This is a genomic window from Methylomarinum sp. Ch1-1, from assembly GCF_030717995.2.
GTDB classification, from domain to species: Bacteria; Pseudomonadota; Gammaproteobacteria; order Methylococcales; family Methylomonadaceae; genus Methylomarinum; species Methylomarinum roseum.
This window is the reverse complement of record NZ_CP157743.1, coordinates 3,890,280-3,907,259: the sequence shown is the minus strand read 5'-3', so window position 1 is coordinate 3,907,259 and position 16,980 is coordinate 3,890,280. Positions and strand designations below refer to the sequence as shown.

The 16,980-nt window shown below is 53.5% G+C and carries 17 protein-coding genes; 12 read left to right on the top strand and 5 right to left on the bottom strand.

From position 1 onward, the window contains the following. Positions 1 to 31: 31 nt before the first annotated feature. Both Q9L42_RS17855 and Q9L42_RS17850 read left to right on the top strand, forming a co-directional pair. Positions 32 to 226, top strand: a complete 195-nt coding sequence (locus Q9L42_RS17855; RefSeq protein WP_305907071.1) for a Thivi_2564 family membrane protein — start codon at positions 32 to 34, stop codon at positions 224 to 226. Positions 227 to 313: 87 nt separating this feature from the next. Further along, positions 314 to 511 (top strand): lmo0937 family membrane protein, encoded by a 198-nt coding sequence (locus Q9L42_RS17850; RefSeq protein WP_349432766.1) that lies wholly within the window; start codon positions 314 to 316, stop codon positions 509 to 511. Positions 512 to 1,104: 593 nt separating this feature from the next. On the opposite strand, the gene Q9L42_RS17845 is transcribed toward Q9L42_RS17850, so the two are convergent. The 3 genes from Q9L42_RS17845 to Q9L42_RS17835 form a co-directional block, all read right to left on the bottom strand. Beyond that, positions 1,105 to 2,268 (bottom strand): class I SAM-dependent methyltransferase, encoded by a 1,164-nt coding sequence (locus tag Q9L42_RS17845; protein ID WP_305910154.1) that lies wholly within the window; start codon positions 2,266 to 2,268, stop codon positions 1,105 to 1,107. A 135-nt stretch (positions 2,269 to 2,403) separates the two neighbouring features. After that, positions 2,404 to 2,625 carry a hypothetical protein gene (locus tag Q9L42_RS17840; protein WP_305907074.1) on the bottom strand — a complete coding sequence of 74 codons (222 nt, stop codon included), beginning with the start codon at positions 2,623 to 2,625 and terminating at the stop codon, positions 2,404 to 2,406. Positions 2,626 to 2,655: 30 nt separating this feature from the next. Further along, complete coding sequence (locus Q9L42_RS17835) at positions 2,656 to 2,856, bottom strand: CsbD family protein (protein WP_305907075.1); 201 nt, start codon at positions 2,854 to 2,856, stop codon at positions 2,656 to 2,658. A 681-nt stretch (positions 2,857 to 3,537) separates the two neighbouring features. Here Q9L42_RS17835 and Q9L42_RS17830 point away from each other — a divergent pair. The 9 genes from Q9L42_RS17830 (at position 3,538) to Q9L42_RS17790 (ending at position 15,054) form a co-directional block, all read left to right on the top strand. After that, the gene (locus Q9L42_RS17830; RefSeq protein WP_305907076.1) at positions 3,538 to 3,714 is read left to right on the top strand and encodes a CsbD family protein; all 177 of its coding nucleotides are present in this window, start codon (positions 3,538 to 3,540) and stop codon (positions 3,712 to 3,714) included. Positions 3,715 to 3,818: 104 nt separating this feature from the next. Next, positions 3,819 to 4,136, top strand: coding sequence for a small metal-binding protein SmbP (smbP, locus tag Q9L42_RS17825; protein ID WP_305907077.1), 318 nt, complete (start codon positions 3,819 to 3,821; stop codon positions 4,134 to 4,136). A 329-nt stretch (positions 4,137 to 4,465) separates the two neighbouring features. Next, positions 4,466 to 7,012: an alpha-glucan family phosphorylase gene (glgP, locus tag Q9L42_RS17820; RefSeq protein ID WP_305907078.1), complete on the top strand. Its 2,547-nt coding sequence runs from the start codon at positions 4,466 to 4,468 to the stop codon at positions 7,010 to 7,012. A 398-nt stretch (positions 7,013 to 7,410) separates the two neighbouring features. Beyond that, positions 7,411 to 7,797, top strand: a complete 387-nt coding sequence (locus tag Q9L42_RS17815) for a DUF302 domain-containing protein (RefSeq protein WP_305907079.1) — start codon at positions 7,411 to 7,413, stop codon at positions 7,795 to 7,797. Between the two features lie 145 nt (positions 7,798 to 7,942). After that, positions 7,943 to 9,964, top strand: a complete 2,022-nt coding sequence (locus tag Q9L42_RS17810) for a copper-translocating P-type ATPase (protein ID WP_305907080.1) — start codon at positions 7,943 to 7,945, stop codon at positions 9,962 to 9,964. A gap of 132 nt (positions 9,965 to 10,096) precedes the next feature. After that, complete coding sequence (locus tag Q9L42_RS17805) at positions 10,097 to 10,690, top strand: chemotaxis protein CheB (protein ID WP_305907081.1); 594 nt, start codon at positions 10,097 to 10,099, stop codon at positions 10,688 to 10,690. A 15-nt stretch (positions 10,691 to 10,705) separates the two neighbouring features. Next, positions 10,706 to 13,459: a cation-translocating P-type ATPase gene (locus tag Q9L42_RS17800; protein ID WP_305907082.1), complete on the top strand. Its 2,754-nt coding sequence runs from the start codon at positions 10,706 to 10,708 to the stop codon at positions 13,457 to 13,459. Positions 13,460 to 13,483: 24 nt separating this feature from the next. Continuing rightward, positions 13,484 to 14,836, top strand: a complete 1,353-nt coding sequence (locus Q9L42_RS17795; protein WP_349431529.1) for a DUF2254 domain-containing protein — start codon at positions 13,484 to 13,486, stop codon at positions 14,834 to 14,836. A 71-nt stretch (positions 14,837 to 14,907) separates the two neighbouring features. Next, positions 14,908 to 15,054 (top strand): hypothetical protein, encoded by a 147-nt coding sequence (locus Q9L42_RS17790; RefSeq protein ID WP_305907085.1) that lies wholly within the window; start codon positions 14,908 to 14,910, stop codon positions 15,052 to 15,054. Here the strand turns inward: Q9L42_RS17790 and Q9L42_RS17785 are convergent. Together Q9L42_RS17785 and Q9L42_RS17780 are read right to left on the bottom strand one after the other, a co-directional pair. Beyond that, positions 15,045 to 15,308, bottom strand: a complete 264-nt coding sequence (locus tag Q9L42_RS17785; protein ID WP_305907086.1) for a hypothetical protein — start codon at positions 15,306 to 15,308, stop codon at positions 15,045 to 15,047. The genes Q9L42_RS17790 and Q9L42_RS17785 overlap by 10 nt on opposite strands. Before the next feature lie 444 nt (positions 15,309 to 15,752). Beyond that, entirely contained in the window at positions 15,753 to 16,292 is a 540-nt protein-coding gene (locus Q9L42_RS17780; protein ID WP_305907087.1) for a PRC-barrel domain-containing protein, read from the bottom strand. Between the two features lie 346 nt (positions 16,293 to 16,638). Here Q9L42_RS17780 and Q9L42_RS17775 point away from each other — a divergent pair, with 346 nt between their 5' ends. Beyond that, positions 16,639 to 16,824 (top strand): CsbD family protein, encoded by a 186-nt coding sequence (locus Q9L42_RS17775; protein ID WP_305907088.1) that lies wholly within the window; start codon positions 16,639 to 16,641, stop codon positions 16,822 to 16,824. Positions 16,825 to 16,980: the final 156 nt, after the last annotated feature.

Here is a 16,980-nt window from a genome sequence, read left to right as displayed (position 1 = left end):
ATATACATCAATCATTTTTTTGGAGAAAACTATGGATTTAATTTCACTTGTGGTAGTACTTATCGTCGTCGGTTTGCTGTTGTGGCTGGTCAACAGCTATATCCCCATGGATGCGCGCATCAAGCAGATTCTGAACGTCGTAGTGATTATCGTGGTGGTTTTGTGGCTTCTGAGTGCTTTTGGCGTGTTGAGTGGAATTCCGAGGTTTAATATCGGAAATCCGTAGCCTTGATCTCAGTCGGAGGGCTTTCATAAGGTTTCATTTCGGAAGCCCTCTTTGGCCAGTGTTTGGTCGGCGGCAGCGCTGCCGGCTATGAAATGCAAATGCCGTCAATGGACGGCCCCTTACGGAGAAGCAATCATGCTTGAAACGCTAGCAATCCTCTTGATTATCCTTTGGCTGCTTGGTTTGGTCTCGTCGTACACGCTGGGAGGATTCATTCACATTCTGTTGGTCATTGCCGTCATCGTGATTGTGCTTCGCATCATTCGAGGTCGAAGGCCCATGTAGTAGAAGTCATAGAATGACAAGAGGCAGCAAAGTATTTGGATCGAGTAAGTGAATGCGATTTCACAATCCCGCTATTATCAATTGCATAGAACCTTGATGATGCCGGAATTTCCTCATGGTGGATTGGTTTTCGCCGTTAGCTGACGAAAAGTGGTCATAGGAAGGTCTCTATGGCTTCCTTCAATTCTGGGCGGGGCGGGTTATTCATCCCGCCCAGAACGTATTGGTTTTTTAGTTTGGCATAGGATTGAAAGATTCAGGCCGGGGATTTAGCAACGGCGAGTTGCCAGCAATTCCCAATTTAGATAACAAAGAGGGCTTGGGGGGTGTTTGGCGAGGATGTCGGCAGCAAGGATGCTGCCGTCAAGCCCCCAGGGATGGGTTTACCCAGCACCTAAATTTCCATGGCTACTGGACTATATTTTACATTCCAGCATAATTTAGGTGCTGGGTGAACGGCGTTCCTCGATAGACACCCCCCATGCCCTAAACACCGCTAAAACGTTCAAACTGATGGGAATTGCTGGCGAGTTGCGCTTAGCTTGATGCGTATGGGTAATAAACCCCTGTTCTGCCTGGGGCTCTTCAAGAGGCTACCGAGGACGTTCTAAAACCACCCTAAATGCTTCTATACTGTGGCTGAGAAAACCATAGGCCGAACCCCAGAGATAGAGTCGGAAACGACGGTAGAGCGTTTCGCCCCATCGGCGGATGATTTCATCTCGGGAGAGTTCCAGTTTCTCGGCCCAGGCCTTGCAGGTGAGGAAGTAGCTGTGGCGATCGTTGTGGACTGTCAGCACCTCGAGCGGCGTTTTTGCCACCGCCGTCAGAAAATCATGCAGGCAAAAATAGGCATGATCCGCCGGAAACACATACTGGGCAATGAAAGAAGGCTTGGCATACTTTTCCCGGAAAGCGCTGGCATCGAGATACCCCCGCCCCCCGGGTTTCAACAGTCTCTGGAACTGCCGCAGTACGGCGGGATAATCGGGAAGGTGTTCCATCACCCCCAGAATGACAATTGCATCGTAGGGTTCGGGCGAGACGTAATCGAAATAGTCCTGGTTCAACACTCGACAGGGCAGTTGGCGTCGATGAATCAAATCCGTCAGAAATCTCTCCGATTCGTGAGAAATGGTCAGGGAGGTGACCTGAATGCCGCGCTGCCCGGCGTGTTCCATGAAGCTGCCCCAGCCGCCACCGACATCCAAAACGCGATCTCCCGGCTTCAATCGACAGGACTCGATGGCGAAATCCAGTTTGCGGCGCTGCGCCGTTTCCAGAGTTTCGTCGTCGCTTTCGAACACAGCCTGGGAATAACAGCGGGTCGGGTCCAGAAACTTGAGATAAAACTCGCTGGGAAAATCATAGTGGGCCGCGATGGCCTGGCGGTCGGTCGGAACCCGCCCCATGAACCACGGCTCGATCCGCCGCCACAGCGTATGGAGCGGATGACTGTCGCGCAACGCTCGTCGGAGGCTGACAAATCCCAGCATATCGCCCACAACATCTAAGCTGCCGTTCATATACGCCTCACAGATTCTCAATTCATCGAGTTGGTGCAACGCTTTTAAGCCGTTGCGATCGTTCACTAAAACTTTGACCGCCGGTTCGTCATTTCCAAAGCGATAAGTTTGACCTCCCCATAAGCGTATTTCTAATGGGATTTTGAGCTGATAGTCGGATATTTTCTTCTGAATCAGCCGATAGAAGCCGTCGTGGGTCGGCGCCCCGAATTTTTCCACAGGTTGGTTCATCAATTATTACCTCCTAAGCGCCTAACAGAAAGTTCGATGGTAAATAGCTGCTTTCATTCCGGCAGGGAGTGCCGAAATCTAGTGCTCATATGAGTACGGCTGGGTCACCCGTTGAACGATTCATCGGTTTAGCCGCTAGCTCTTCTTGCTGGCAAAAAGCAGGAGTCCGCCGCCTGCCGCTATCGCCATCACACCTGCCCAGACGGGCACATTGACCGTCTGTTTGTCTTTAATGGATAACTCGAATGGACCTATCTTGGTTTCCTGGGTTTCCCGGGTATAGCTGAAACCGCCATACACCAGTCCTAAGATCCCGGCTATGATCAGCACGATTGCCATGATTTTGACTGTGCTCATTTTACTAGAGTCATAAAATGAAACTAACGCTCAATCAAGCGAGTCCTCAAATTCTTTGACACGCTTTTCGGCCTCGTCTTGCGCGATCCCGTATTTTTCTTGGATTTTGCCAAGGAGTATATCGCGCTTGCCGGCGATTTGATCGAGTTCATCATCGGTCAAGTCGCCCCATGTCTCCTTAGCCTTACCTTTGAATTGCTTCCAATTACCTTCTATTTGATTCCAGCTCATCTCTGTTGTCCTCTTGTTTAAGGTTTATTGCCGCGCTGTTTCAATCAGCGCTATTGACTTGTATATTCCCTGTCAGGATTAACGTTATAAAGCTGATTCAGCTCTTCGCGTTGTTGGTCCCATTTATTAGAACTATCCGGCCAGTGGTTTTTATCAAATCCCCGAGCCCCTTTTGTTGGAATGATTTAGAAACCGTGGGCTAATTTTAACCATAACAACAGATGACGTCCGTACGCTATCGAACATAAGATCGCAATCAGTGATACACAATAGGGTAATGCAGCAGCTCACCGAGGGGTATATATACTTCGCACGGCCACATTTGCGGTTTTCTAACTTGCTCTGTTGTCCGATAGCTGCGTTGCGAAAACAGTTACATAGCTTGCTATGCGCCTGTTTTCGCGCCTTGCTCTCGAACAAAATAGCCTCGTCATAAAATCCGCAAACATGACCGCGCAAAAGTATATCTGCCTTAACCTGAACCGTTGAGGTATTAACGCCGCTATCGGATAAAAGGGTTGACCGGAAAATCTCACAGTGGCCGCTCTATGTCTATGTGCGCTGCCGCACCGACCGAATTCAATGTTGAGTGTATTGTTTTTTATTGAGCGATGGGAAACATCATTCACTGCTTCATTTATGGCTATCCGGTCATGGCTCAATAATTGTCAGGAGGCAATCATGAATAAAGATCAAATCAAAGGCCGAGTCGAAGAGGCTAAAGGTAAAGTCAAGGAAGCTGCCGGCGTGATACTGGACGGCAAAGGTATGGAGTTAGAAGGGAAAGTTCAAAAAAACGTCGGCAAGGCGCAAGGAGGATTGAGTGATCTCAAGGAAGATATCAAGGGAGACGACTAAAACAAGCACTAACACTACTGAGCTGTGTAGCCGAGTCTGCATTGGCTGGCCTGCTACACAATTGCAATGAGATACCCTCAAACTCTTAATTACAGGAAATGAATATGAAACTTACCAACATCAATCCCACCGGTTTATGGGCAGGTATCGTTTTGAGCGTCTGTTCGTTTGGCGCTTACGCTGCGGAAAGCCACATGGAGCAAGCGCTCAAGCACGCTGAGGCCGCTGTTAAAGCCGCCGATGGCAAGGCTATCGCCGAACATGCGGAGGTGGCGAAAACCCATGCGAAAGCCGCCGATGAACATCTGGATGCAGGAATCACAAGCCTGGAAGGGGCCATCGAGCACGGCAAGATGGGGCATGCCGACTTAGCCAAGAAAGCCGCAGAAGAAGCCGTAACGCATCTGAAAGCTGCACAATAGCAGACCCTAGGGTTCGATATTGCATAGAGTGGCGGGTGAATAACCCGCCGCTTTTATGCCTGCTAACTGCGGCAGAGTCGTCGGCCATTAAGAATACTCCGCAATGAGCTGACAGCATCTTTCGACAACGGCAGCAGCGTATTAGCCGGTCACAAAACTTTCCGGTTCCTAAGACGCTCAATGGCGGCGTTTGGACGACAGACAACGATGATATTGTCCCGGCTTTGCCACTGCCGTCGATCAGCCCTAATAGACGCCCAGATCGCGGCGACACTTTCATTCCCGCAGGAGCTCGGAATTCCATTCGAGACAGAATTAAAGGAGAAACCATGAGCAAACAAACTCGTGCCAGTCACCCGCTCTACAATCTGTTACCCACGGAAATCGAAGGATTCGATGCCCTGGCGGAACTGGCCCTGGATGTGTTCTGGTCGTGGAACCATGCCACCGACCAGATATGGCGGCAGCTTGATCCTACGCTGTGGAAACTTACGCAGAACCCTTGGGTGGTCCTGCAGACGGTCGCGCGCGACCGGATCGAGCGCGTGTTGGCTGATCCCGTTTTTCGTAAGAACGTTGATGAGCTGGTGCAGAATAGGCGGCAATCTATCGAGACGCCCGCGTGGTTTCAGCGCAATCATTCGCAGGGTTCCCTGACCTGTGTCGCTTATTTCAGCATGGAGTTTATGTTGAGCGAGGCTTTGCCCATTTATTCGGGCGGGCTCGGCAATGTCGCCGGTGATCAACTCAAAGCCGCCAGTGACCTGGGTGTGCCGGTGGTTGGTGTGGGCTTGCTCTACCAGCAAGGTTATTTCCGCCAAGTGCTTGATACGAATGGCAGGCAACAGGCTCTATATCCGTATAACGACCCTGGACAATTGCCGATCACGCCATTGCGCCAAGCGAATGGCGAGTGGTTGCGCTTGGAGATAGACTTGCCGGGTTATTCGGTCTGGTTGCGCGCCTGGCAAGTCCAGGTTGGCAGAGTGAAGCTTTATCTGCTGGACAGCAATGACGCAGCAAACTTTCCGGCGCATCGCGGCATTACCAGCGAGCTGTATGGCGGTGGGCCGGAGTTGCGCCTCAAGCAGGAGCTACTGCTTGGGATAGGTGGATGGAGACTGCTTGCCGCACTTGGCATACAGCCGGAAGTCTGTCACCTGAATGAAGGACATGCGGCCTTCGCCGTGTTGGAACGCGCTCGCAGTTACATGCAGGAGACCGCGCAATCCTTCGAAGTCGCACTTGCCGTAACCCGTGCTGGGAACCTTTTCACTACGCACACGGCAGTGGCCGCCGGTTTTGACCGTTTCGATCCGGCCCTCATCAAGCAATACCTCGGTGCTTATGCCGAGCAAAATCTTGGCATGACAGTCCATGATTTGCTAGCCCTGGGGCGTCAGAATCCGAACGACTCATCGGAACTTTTCAATATGGCCTATCTGGCAATCCGAGGCAGCGGGGCGGTCAATGGCGTGAGTCGCTTGCATGGAAAAGTCAGTCGGCAGCTGTTTGAACCGCTGTTTCCAAACTGGCCGGCGGATGAATTTCCGGTCGGCTACGTAACCAACGGGGTGCATATGCCATCCTGGGATTCGGCAGAGGCCGACGATCTTTGGACGGAAGTCTGTGGCAAGAATCGTTGGTTGGGTGCAACAGAAACCCTGGAACAAGACATTCGCAAAGTCTCCCACGCCAAGCTATGGCGATTTCGCACCGCCGCCAGCCGGTCGTTCGTCGACTACGTCCGTGAACGATTTTCCGGGCAACTGGCCATTGCCGGCGCGCCACCCGAGAGGGTTGAGGGAGCGAAGCATCTGTTTGATTGCAATACCTTGACGCTGGGTTTTGCACGCCGCTTCGCGACCTACAAAAGACCGAATCTGCTGCTCCACGATCCGGAACGGCTACTGCGCCTATTGACCAATCCGCAACGCCCTGTACAACTCGTCATGGCGGGTAAAGCCCATCCGGAGGACCAGGCCGGCCAAGCCCTAATCCAACAATGGATGCATTTCATCCGGCGCCCCGAGGTATATCCGCATGTAATATTCCTCAGCGACTACGACATGCATTTGACCGAGCAGTTGGTGCAGGGCGTGGATGTTTGGCTCAACACGCCGCGCCGTCCCTGGGAAGCGTGTGGAACCAGCGGCATGAAGGTGCTGGTCAATGGCGGCATCAATCTATCGGAATTGGACGGTTGGTGGGCGGAAGCCTACACACCGGAAGTGGGGTGGGCATTGGGGGATGGCCAGGAGCACGGTGACGATCCGGCTCGGGATGCGCAAGATGCCGAAGCCCTTTATGACCTGCTGGAATATGAGGTGATTCCCGAATTCTATACGCGCGACGAACAAGGCATTCCCACGGCCTGGGTGGCGCGCATGCGGGAAAGTATGGCGCGGTTGACACCCCACTTCTCCACCAATCGGGCGGTCAGCGAATACACGGAGCAATACTACCTCCCGGTGGCCTCGGCTTACCTTGCGCGGGCTGCCGATAAAGGCGCAATCGGCACAGAGATGGTTAATTGGCAGCGAGATCTGGCGCAAAAGTGGAGCGCTCTTCACTTTGGCGAAGTGAAGCTTGAAACTGATGGTGAGCAGCATGTATTTGAGGTTCAAGTGTATTTCGACGACCTAGACCCGGCTTCACTGCGAGTCGAGCTTTATGCCAACGGCGTTGACGGTACGCCGCCTGAACGCGTGGAGATGGCGCAGGTGCGGCAGCTGGTGGGGGCCATCAATGGCTACGCCTATCGGGCACACGTGCCCGCGGGCCGCCCGGCGACGGACTATACCGCTCGCGTGATTCCACAGCGCAACGACGTGGCGGTTCCGCTGGAAGCGGCTCATATTTTATGGCAGCGATGATTCGAGTGGGAAAAGTTCGGAACACTGCATTCCTGTCGTTGCCGGATAGTCACTAAATTGTTTATTTGAGGAGTACTGTTATGTTGGTGACTTTTTCGAATAACTTCCAGGCTCTGCACTATCGTTCCCGCGCTCTGCGTGGGAATGAAGACTGAACCGCTCTGCGGTTCGGGACGCTGGAGCGTCCCTGACAGGGTTCCCACGCAGAGCATGGGAACCATATCGGGAAGTTATTCTTAGCTTAATCCTAAGTGGCGGGATGTGGCTTTGGCTTTGGCCTGTGACCGGCGTGTTGCTGGTAATTTTGCTGGTCGTCGCTATTCTCAAACTGACCGAAAAATAAGTCGGGGCTCGGAGTCATTTCGACGCGAACTGTAAATCATTAAAGGAGAACACCTATGCTGATTAAATGTGCTACGCAAAAAACTGTCAGTGACACTGCGACTGCCTTGCAGGCCGCCGTCCAGGCGAATCACTTCGGTGTCATGCAAGTTCACAACCTGAAAGAGACCATGAATAAGAAAGGCGTGGAGTTTGCCCACGAATGCCTGATCTTTGAGGTGTGCCAACCGCAACAAGCGAAGAAAGTGCTGAATGAAAACATGAGTGTCTCCACCGCACTGCCTTGCCGCATTTCTGTTTATGAGGAGGACGGTAAGACCATGTTGGCGACATTGAAACCCAGCACGCTGCTGGCGATGTTCAACACGCCGCAACTGGCAGAAGTGGCGCAGGAAGTGGAAGACACCATCGTTAAAATCATGAACGAGACGGCATCGGCTTGATCGGCTGAGCCCTGAACGTTCTGCGGGATTGGTTCCAAGTCTCCACTATTGCCGGCAGAAAGCTATGTCGAAGCCCGCTCAAAGTATTGTGGAGGGCGGTTAATCAGGGCTTGGAAGCAATCATAAACAATGCCAGGAGACCGTTATGAAGCATCATGAACACGCGACTGAAAATAATCCTGAAACCAAAATGTCGCATGCAGGAGGCGATCATCACGATCACCATGCGCACATGGCGGCCGATTTTCAGAAACGCTTCTGGATCTCGCTGGTCCTGACCCTGCCGATTTTGCTGCTCTCGCCGATGCTGCAAAAGCTGGTGGGACTGCGGGAAGTCATTGGTTTTTCCGGCGACCTTTATGTGTTGTTTGGCTTTGCCTCGGCGGTGTTTTGGTATGGCGGATGGCCGTTTCTGAAGGGATTGCTCAAGGAACTGAAATCCCGCCAGCCCGGCATGATGACGCTGGTCGCCGTCGCCATTACCACCGCCTATCTATATAGCAGCGCGGTGGTGTTTGGCCTGACCGGCAAGATGTTCTTCTGGGAGCTGGCCACCCTGGTCGACATTATGCTGGTGGGGCACTGGATCGAGATGAAGTCGGTGATGGGCGCATCAAAGGCGCTGGAGGCACTGGCTAAATTGATGCCCTCCGACGCCCACAAGCTCCTGCCGGATGGCAGTGTAAAAGACGTGCCTCTGGGCGAGTTAGTGGTAAATGACAAGGTGCTGATCAAACCGGGCGAGAAAGTTCCCGCGGACGGTGTCATTGTCGAGGGTGAGAGTTCGGTCAATGAAGCCATGCTCACCGGGGAATCAAATCCCGTCAGCAAAAAAACCAGCGATAAGGTCATCGGCGGCGCCATCAACGGCGAAGGTTCATTGACCATAGAAGTCAAGGGCACCGGTAAGGATTCGTTTCTATCGCAGGTCATCGACCTGGTCAAACAGGCGCAAGAAAGCAAATCCAAAACCCAAAACCTGGCCGATACTGCCGCGATGTGGCTGACCCTGATTGCGCTCGGCAGCGGCGGCATTACCTTTTTCATCTGGCTGGTTCTGATGAGTACGGAATTTGCCTTTGCCATTGAGCGTGCCGTCACGGTGATGGTGATTACCTGTCCGCACGCGCTCGGCCTGGCCGTGCCATTGGTCGTGGCCGTTTCTACCGCGCTGGCCGCAAGCAACGGCCTGCTGATTCGCAATCGCAGCGCTTTCGAAGCTGCCCGGAAGTTGCAAGCCATTATTTTTGACAAGACCGGCACGTTGACCGAAGGCCGATTCGGCGTGACCGACACCCTGGTGTTTGCGCAGGGCATCGATGCACAAACGCTGCGCAAGTATGCGGCTTCCGTGGACGCAAATTCAGAACATCCTATCGCCAAGGCTATTGCCGAATCTTCAGAGCAAAAGTCGCCGGTCGAAAACTTTAAAAGCATCCCAGGCAAAGGTGCGGAAGGCCGAGTCGAGGGCAAAGACATCAAAGTGGTCAGCCCCGGCTACCTTCAAGAACAAGCTATCAGCATGAACGACGAGCGGGTCGAGCCATTGCAGGCCCAGGGCAAGACGGTCGTGTTTGTTCTGGTTGACGGGCAGTTGCAAGGCGCGATGGCTCTGGCAGACATCATCCGCCCCGAGGCCAAGCAAGCCATAGCTGCACTCAAGGCTTTGGGCATCCGCTGCATGATGCTCACCGGCGATAACAAAGCAACGGCCAAGTGGGTGTCGGACCAGATCGGACTAGATGAATACTTTGCCGAAGTTCTGCCCCAGGACAAAGCCGCCAAAGTGAAACAGGTCCAATCCCGAGGCATTTTGGTTGCCATGACTGGCGACGGCGTGAACGATGCTCCGGCGCTGGCCCAGGCTGATGTGGGCATCGCCATCGGCGCCGGTTCGGATGTAGCGGTGGAAACCGCCGACGTGATTCTGGTGCGCAGCAATCCGCTGGATGTCGTGGCCATCGTGCAGCTTTCCCGCGCCACCTATGGCAAGATGATTCAAAACCTGGTCTGGGCCACGGGCTACAACGTCGTGGCCATTCCGCTGGCGGCCGGCGCGCTTTACGCATGGGGCGTGTTGCTCTCGCCCGCGCTGGGTGCAGTGCTGATGGCGGCGAGCACGGTAATCGTAGCCATCAACGCGCGATTGTTGAAAATAAACCAGTAACCCTGAACACAATATTAAGTTTCGGAAAACGAGTCACAGAGAAAACAAAGGGGCTACACAACATGTTAAAAAAATGTGCTTTTACAGCCTGCCCGTTCGGAGACCTGTCACATAGCAATGGAGAAATTGTCAATGAAAGCTAATGCGTGTGCAAAAGATTTTCCTGTCGTTTGCGTGGGTGGTTCGGCCGGCGGCCTCGACGCCTATAGACAATTACTACAGAGTCTGCCGCCCGATTTGGGTATTGCGATTGTCATTGTCAATCACCTGAGAACCGTATCCACCCTGCTGCACGAAATTCTCCCGCGGTACACCCAGATGCCGGTTGAACTGATCAAGGAGAAATTAGATATCGTACCCAACCATGTGTTCATCATTCCGGAAAAGCGTGATTTGCATATTCTTGATGGAGAATTCCATTTAAAACCGATCTCAAAACCGCGAGGATGGCCGGACGTGATTACGGTATTTCTTCGTTCTCTGGCAGAAAATTGGGACGGTAAATTGATCGCTATCATTGTCTCTGGCTATGATGGAGATGGTGCCGCAGCGCTGTCCCAGATAAAACAAGCCGGGGGTATTACCATCGCACAGAAACTGGATACCGCCAAACAACCTGATATGCCTGAGAGCGCAATTGCAAGCGGGTATATCGATTTTGTGCTTTCACCTGCGGATATTGCTGAAGAAATTGTTAGAATTTCGCAAACGGCTGCAATGGTTTAGGTAAGGTTGCCTAACATGAATCCACCGCCCGCCCTCGCCGAACAACCGCCAAAAACCCAAGCCTGGCACAGGCTGTCCGTCGAGGAAACGCTGGCACAGCTCGATTCCTCAGCGACAGGACTGTCGGCACAAGAAGCGGCCCTTCGACTTACCGCCAACGGCCCGAACGTGCTGAAGGAAGGCAAGCGCATCAGCCCGCTACAGATTTTCCTCGACCAGTTCAAGAGCCTGATCATCTGGATACTGATTGTGGCGGGTGTCGTCTCTGGCCTGCTGGGCGAAATGATGGATGCCGGCGCCATCCTCGCCATTGTCGCCCTCAACGCCGTCATCGGCTTCTACCAAGAGTTCAACGCCGAGAAGTCCATCGCGGCGCTCAAGAAAATGACCGCGCCCCAGGCCAAGGTGTGGCGCGATGGAAAAGTCATGTCGATTCCAGCCTCCGGAATCGTTACCGGCGACATTCTGGCATTGGAAGCCGGCGACCTGATCGCCGCCGATGCCCGGCTGCTGGAGGCCGCCTCGCTCAGATGCATCGAAGCGACGCTGACCGGCGAATCGTTAGCGCAAACCAAACATTCCGAGACTTTGGAACAGATCGACGTCCCGCTGGCCGACCGCGACAATATGGTGTTCATGGGTACCAGCGTCGCGGCGGGTACCGGTCTTGCCGTGGTTGTCGCCACGGCGATGCAGACCGAGTTGGGCCGTATCGCCGGTTTGATTGCAGAAGCGGGTGAGGAGGAACAGACCCCGCTGGAGAAAAAGCTTGAGTCGTTCGGACAGATACTGGTCTGGACGGCGCTGGGCGTTGTCGCGCTATTGTTCGGCCTAGGCTTGCTGCGCGGCACGGAGCTGTTCGAGTTATTCATGACCTCGGTGAGCCTTGCCGTGGCAGCGGTGCCGGAAGGGTTGCCGGCCGTGGTCACGGTGGCGCTGTCGCTTGGCGTGGTGCGCATGTCCCGCCGCCATGCGCTGATGCGCAAATTGTCCGCCGTCGAGACCCTGGGTTCGACTAGCGTGATCTGCACCGACAAGACCGGCACCTTGACGGTGGGCCAAATGACCGTGCGCGCGCTTTTCGTGGCCGGGCAGCGTTATCAGGTCAGCGGCGAAGGTTACGGGCCGGAAGGCGAAGTGCTGATCGACGGCAAGCAGATCGACGTGGAACACGAGGCGCCATTGCTTGAACTGGCGACGGTCATACTCGGGTGTAATAACGCTCATCTTTCCCAGGAAAAAGGCAGCTGGCAAGTCGTGGGCGACCCCACCGAAGGTGCGTTATTAGTGGGCGGGACTAAAGCGGGCGGCGACCGGGAACGCATCGAGCGAGAGATGCCCAAACAGCATGAAATACCGTTCGATTCCGATCGTAAACTGAGCACGGTGGTCCGCAAACTGCCGGATGGCCAATGTCGCGCCTTCATCAATGGCGCGCCGGATGTGCTGTTGCAGCGCTGTACAAAACTCTATACCAGCGCCGGTGTCCGTCCACTGACGGACCAGGATCGTCAAGCCATTGTGGCGCAAAATACCGCGATGGCCCAGCAAGCCCTGCGCGTGCTCGGTTCGGCTTATCGCGATCTGGACAACGACTCATCCGCCGAGCTCGTCGCCGACGCCGTTGAACAGGATCTGGTGTTCGTGGGCCTGTCGGGCATGGTTGATCCGCCGCGCCAGGAAGCCAAGGATGCCGTCGGCAAATGTCGCGCAGCCGGCATCCGCGTGGTGATGATTACCGGAGATCATCCGCACACCGCGACCGCGATTGCTCGGGAAATCGGCATTGCCACCGACGATAACACAGCGGTCGCGGGTATCGAATTGGACAAGCTGTCTGATGAAGAGCTGCAGCAGCGTATAGCCGAAATCGCCGTGTACGCCCGCGTCACCGCCGAACACAAATTGCGCATCATCCGCGCCTGGAAAGCCAACGATGCGGTGGTGGCGATGACCGGCGACGGCGTCAACGATGCGCCGGCCATCAAGGGCGCCGACATCGGCATCGCCATGGGCAAAGCCGGCACGGAAGTCACCAAACAGGCGGCGGACATGATCATCACCGATGACAACTTCGCTTCCATCGTCGCCGCCGTCGAAGAGGGGCGCGGCATCTACGACAATATCCGTAAGACCCTGCAATACCTGCTGGCGGGCAACACCGGCGAGCTGTTACTGATGACGGTTTGCGTGGTCGTGGGTCTGCCGACGCCCCTGCTGCCCATACACCTGCTGTGGATCAATCTGGTCACCGATGGCTTGCCCGCCCTATGCCTGGCCACCGACCCCATCGATCCCGACGTAATGCAGCGCCAACCGCGCGCCCGTTCCGAGCGCATTACCACCGCTAACTTTCTCCGCACCATGGGTTTTACGGGCTTGCTTACGGCCAGTGTGGCATTCGCGGTTTACTTCTATATCCTGAAGACGGAAACCACGGAAATCGCACGGACCTATGCTTTCGCCGTGCTGGTCTTCGCCGAGCTGTTGCGAGCCTTTGGCGCCCGTAGCGAAACCAAACCGGTCTGGCGTATTTCCCTTTTCACCAACCTCAACCTGGTCGTGGTGATCGCCGTTTCGTTCGGTCTGCAAGTGCTGAGTCAGCATAACGAAATGCTGGGCCGCTTCCTGAAGACTTCATACCTGCCGTTTACCGACTGTCTCCTGCTTTTCGCGCTGGGCGCCATCCCCTTATTTATTCTGGAACTGGTGAAACTGGTGCGGCGCCGCTGGCGGCAAAACGATCCTCCGATTCGGCGAAATCCTTAAACCCTAACAGAAAGGCATCTTAGAGTGAAAACGAAACTATACCATTGGTGGCAGCAGATACGGTCTAGCTTCTGGTTTGTACCGGCAGTGCTTGTTCTGGATGCCGTGGCGCTTGCCATCGTCCTGATTACAGCGGACACGCTGGTCGATCCGCAAATTGTCAAGAGGTGGCCGCTGTTCTTCGGCGCCGGTGCGGCCGGTGCCCGCGGTCTGTTGACGACCGTTGCCAGTTCGATGATCACGGTGGCCGGAGTGGTGTTTTCAATTACCATTGTTGCCCTCGCGCTGACATCCAGTCAGTACACGTCCCGGGTTCTTCGGAACTTTATGCGCGACCGTATTAACCAATGGGTGCTCGGCGTGTTCGTCGGCATCTTCGCGTATTGCCTTGTGGTGCTCAGAACCATCCGAGGGGGGGACGAGGGAACGTTCGTCCCTGCGCTGGCGGTGCTGGCCGGCTTGATCCTCGCGTTCGTCGGGATTGCCTTTTTAATCCACTTCATTCACCACATTTCGATGTCTATCCAAGCGTCGAGCATTCTTGCCGCGGTTGCACAGGATGCTATCGTCGCCGTGGATCATCTATTTCCCCAGGAACTGGGTGAAAACACCGATGGAGCGGCGGACGAAGAGGGCGATGGAGACATGGCTATGTTTCTTGCAGAGCGGACTTGGTCTGCTATTCCTGCGCAACAGACCGGTTACATCGAAACTATCGACCGGAATGCGCTTCTGACACTGGCTCGGGACAGAGGAACCATTCTTCGGATGGAGCGCGGCATAGGCGAGTTTGCCATCGAGGGCGCACCGCTAGTCTCCGCGTCTGGCTCGGACGGAGTGGACGACGACATGACGGCCAAGCTGAACGCGGCCTACCTCATCGGTCGACAGCGCTCGGTGGAACAGGACGCCGTTTTTGGCATTCGGCAAATAGTGGATATTGCCTTGAAAGCACTGTCACCCGGCATCAACGACACTACAACGGCGGTGATGTGCGTGGATTACCTGACGGCGATCTTGGCAAGGCTCTCGGCTCGGCGTATTGCCAGCTCATTCATTCTGGATCAGGGGAAACTGCGCGTGATTGCCCGATGCCCGAGTTTCGATAGTCTGCTGGCCGAAGCTTTTGACCAAATTCGGCAGAATGCCGAAGGTAATGTCGCGGTTCTGACACACCTGCTGCAATCGCTGGAAATCATAGCCGGCCAGACCACTACCACGCGGCGCCGGCAAGCATTGAGTAAACAAGCGGATTTGATGACCACTACGGCCCGGGGATCCATCAATTCAGCGCACGATAGAGCAGAGATCGAAGCCTCCTTAGCTCGCCTAGCCCACATTCTGAAAGACCCGTTTCAGGAACACGCTTCCCCGTAAGGTAATTTTCAGCCATGTAGGCCGGAATAAGCGGGAGCATTTCCGGCAAACCTTAAATCGCCAGAAATGAAATGGCTTTGATTGAGGCGCATCCGGAACTCAAGCGTGGTTTTGAATTACTGACCGGTATCAAGGGCATTGCCCAAGCCATCGCCATTGCCTTTGGAAAAGGGGACTGGAAAAGGGGACAGATTTATTTTTTGGCGCCTCAGCGATAAGTGGAAAAGGGGACAGATTTATTTTTTGGCGCCTCAGCGATAAGGGGATATTCTTCTTCGAAATTTACTCCCGATGACAGATGATCCAGCGGCTTACCCATAGTCAAGTTTTCAGCGCCATTGCAGGACGAAACAGTAGAACCATGAGCCAATTCTGAGTGCGTGGGAAAAGGGGACACGTGGGAAAAGGGGACAGATTTATTTTTGGAGAAAATCAGGCCGATAAATAAATCTGTCCCCATTTTCTTTTTCATTTTCCTATGTCCCCATTTTCCTAAAAAATAGCCCAAGTGTTTGACGAATTCAGTGATTATGGGGCAATTGCGGCGTAAATGTGTCCAAATTATTGAAATACCATATGATATTTGCAGTCCCATTTTGAATGACTTAAGCTTTCGTAAGACATGTAATTCTCCTCTTTTTATGGACCGCCAAGCCCTGAGGAGAAATTTACATGTCTTTTTAAAACTGAATCTTAAGGCAGAGCCTTGATAGTGTCACTGGTCAAACCAGTGGCTTACCTATCAACGAGTTATTTGTAACCATATCCTAAGCCGTGAAAGCGCTTGGCAAAAAAACGAGAAACGCTAAAAATGGCCGAGCTCAGAAAACGTGGCAGTAGTAGATGGATCAGCGAAGGGATTCAGGCTCTTAAGTCTACAGCATTGACGTCAGAGTCTGAATCCTTCTATACCCTGTTAAGGCGTCACACGATAAAACTGGCCGAGGGCCTGGCCTTGTTCTTCCCATTTCTCGGAATTTTCCGGCCAATGTTTCTGATCGAAACCCGGTGCATTTTTTAGGGTTTCCTTATCCAGATCTAGGACGTAATGCTCTTTATCACTTGCCCAATGCAGGGCCCTCCAGGGAATGGCAAACAGCTTGTCACCCACGCCGAATACACCACCGAAGGAAACAACGGCATAGACCACTTGGCCACTTTCTGGGTCGAGCACCAAGTCAATGATGTCGCCGAGGCTGTCTCCAATAGTGTTTTTCACCTGGGTGCCGGTAATCTTGCTGGCCCTGCTCACTTGTTGCATGGCCTTGTTGGCCTCATGGGCGCGGAGGTCCGTTGCCTTTTTGCTGTCTTGCCTGATTTCGGTCTGCATTTCCTTGACTTCTTGTTGTTTTTTGAGAAGCTCTTGTTTTTTCTCCTGGATGTCATCAGCCGCCCAGATTGGACTTGTTGCCGCACTCAGAAAAGACACGGCTAGGATGGGAATTATTTTTTTCATACTATCCTCCAACGGGTTAAAAAGATTCGGTAAATTTAGGGTTTGAATCTGGAGACTCTGTGGTGTTTCCCAAACCCAACCAAACTTTAACCCACGCATCAGTTGTCGTCGGTACGCTATCGAACATAATGTGGCTCTTGGTGAATTGACGAGGCAACTTAACCGAAACCGTTTCTCGAGCTAGAAAAACGGCGAAAATGCCTAACTCACTAGTTCGTGGGCTATGTGCGCTGCCGCATCGACCCTGTCTATTTTTGTGCGTACCGTTTCATTTGAGCGATAGAAAATACCTTTTCTCGCTTTGGGTATGGCCAATGGGTCATGGCTAACACACCAGGAGAAGCATATGAACAAAGATCAAGTAAAAGGCCGTATTGAAGAAGCCAAAGGAAAAGTCAAGGAAGCCGCCGGCGTCATACTGGATGACAAGGAGATGGAGATCGAAGGCAATGTCCAAAAGAACGTCGGCAAAGTTCGCAAGGGCTTTGGTGATCTCAAGGAAAATATCAAGGATATTTCGGACGAAGATTAACAAAGCTCGTAGATACTCTCTTAAAACACAAGTCATCTTTTGCAAAAAACCTTAAAAACTCAGTTAGCGGAATCGGCAGGCATCGAATAAAAACGAGCTCCATCAAATTCCTTATTGGTTTTCAACATGCCATGGATGGCGTGCAACAATTTTCGC

Excerpts from the sequence above, each read along its gene's own strand:
- Q9L42_RS17800 (WP_305907082.1), top strand. The coding sequence starts at position 10,706 with ATGAATCCACCGCCCGCCCTCGCCGAACAACCGCCAAAAACCCAAGCC.
- Q9L42_RS17780 (WP_305907087.1), bottom strand. The coding sequence starts at position 16,292 with ATGAAAAAAATAATTCCCATCCTAGCCGTGTCTTTTCTGAGTGCGGCA.
- Q9L42_RS17810 (WP_305907080.1), top strand. The coding sequence starts at position 7,943 with ATGAAGCATCATGAACACGCGACTGAAAATAATCCTGAAACCAAAATG.
- Q9L42_RS17815 (WP_305907079.1), top strand. The coding sequence starts at position 7,411 with ATGCTGATTAAATGTGCTACGCAAAAAACTGTCAGTGACACTGCGACT.
- Q9L42_RS17850 (WP_349432766.1), top strand. The coding sequence starts at position 314 with ATGAAATGCAAATGCCGTCAATGGACGGCCCCTTACGGAGAAGCAATC.
- Q9L42_RS17845 (WP_305910154.1), bottom strand. The coding sequence starts at position 2,268 with ATGAACCAACCTGTGGAAAAATTCGGGGCGCCGACCCACGACGGCTTC.
- Q9L42_RS17785 (WP_305907086.1), bottom strand. The coding sequence starts at position 15,308 with ATGAAAAAGAAAATGGGGACAGATTTATTTATCGGCCTGATTTTCTCC.
- Q9L42_RS17790 (WP_305907085.1), top strand. The coding sequence starts at position 14,908 with ATGGCTTTGATTGAGGCGCATCCGGAACTCAAGCGTGGTTTTGAATTA.
- glgP (WP_305907078.1), top strand. The coding sequence starts at position 4,466 with ATGAGCAAACAAACTCGTGCCAGTCACCCGCTCTACAATCTGTTACCC.
- Q9L42_RS17855 (WP_305907071.1), top strand. The coding sequence starts at position 32 with ATGGATTTAATTTCACTTGTGGTAGTACTTATCGTCGTCGGTTTGCTG.
- Q9L42_RS17805 (WP_305907081.1), top strand. The coding sequence starts at position 10,097 with ATGAAAGCTAATGCGTGTGCAAAAGATTTTCCTGTCGTTTGCGTGGGT.
- Q9L42_RS17840 (WP_305907074.1), bottom strand. The coding sequence starts at position 2,625 with ATGAGCACAGTCAAAATCATGGCAATCGTGCTGATCATAGCCGGGATC.
- Q9L42_RS17830 (WP_305907076.1), top strand. The coding sequence starts at position 3,538 with ATGAATAAAGATCAAATCAAAGGCCGAGTCGAAGAGGCTAAAGGTAAA.
- Q9L42_RS17835 (WP_305907075.1), bottom strand. The coding sequence starts at position 2,856 with ATGAGCTGGAATCAAATAGAAGGTAATTGGAAGCAATTCAAAGGTAAG.
- smbP (WP_305907077.1), top strand. The coding sequence starts at position 3,819 with ATGAAACTTACCAACATCAATCCCACCGGTTTATGGGCAGGTATCGTT.
- Q9L42_RS17775 (WP_305907088.1), top strand. The coding sequence starts at position 16,639 with ATGAACAAAGATCAAGTAAAAGGCCGTATTGAAGAAGCCAAAGGAAAA.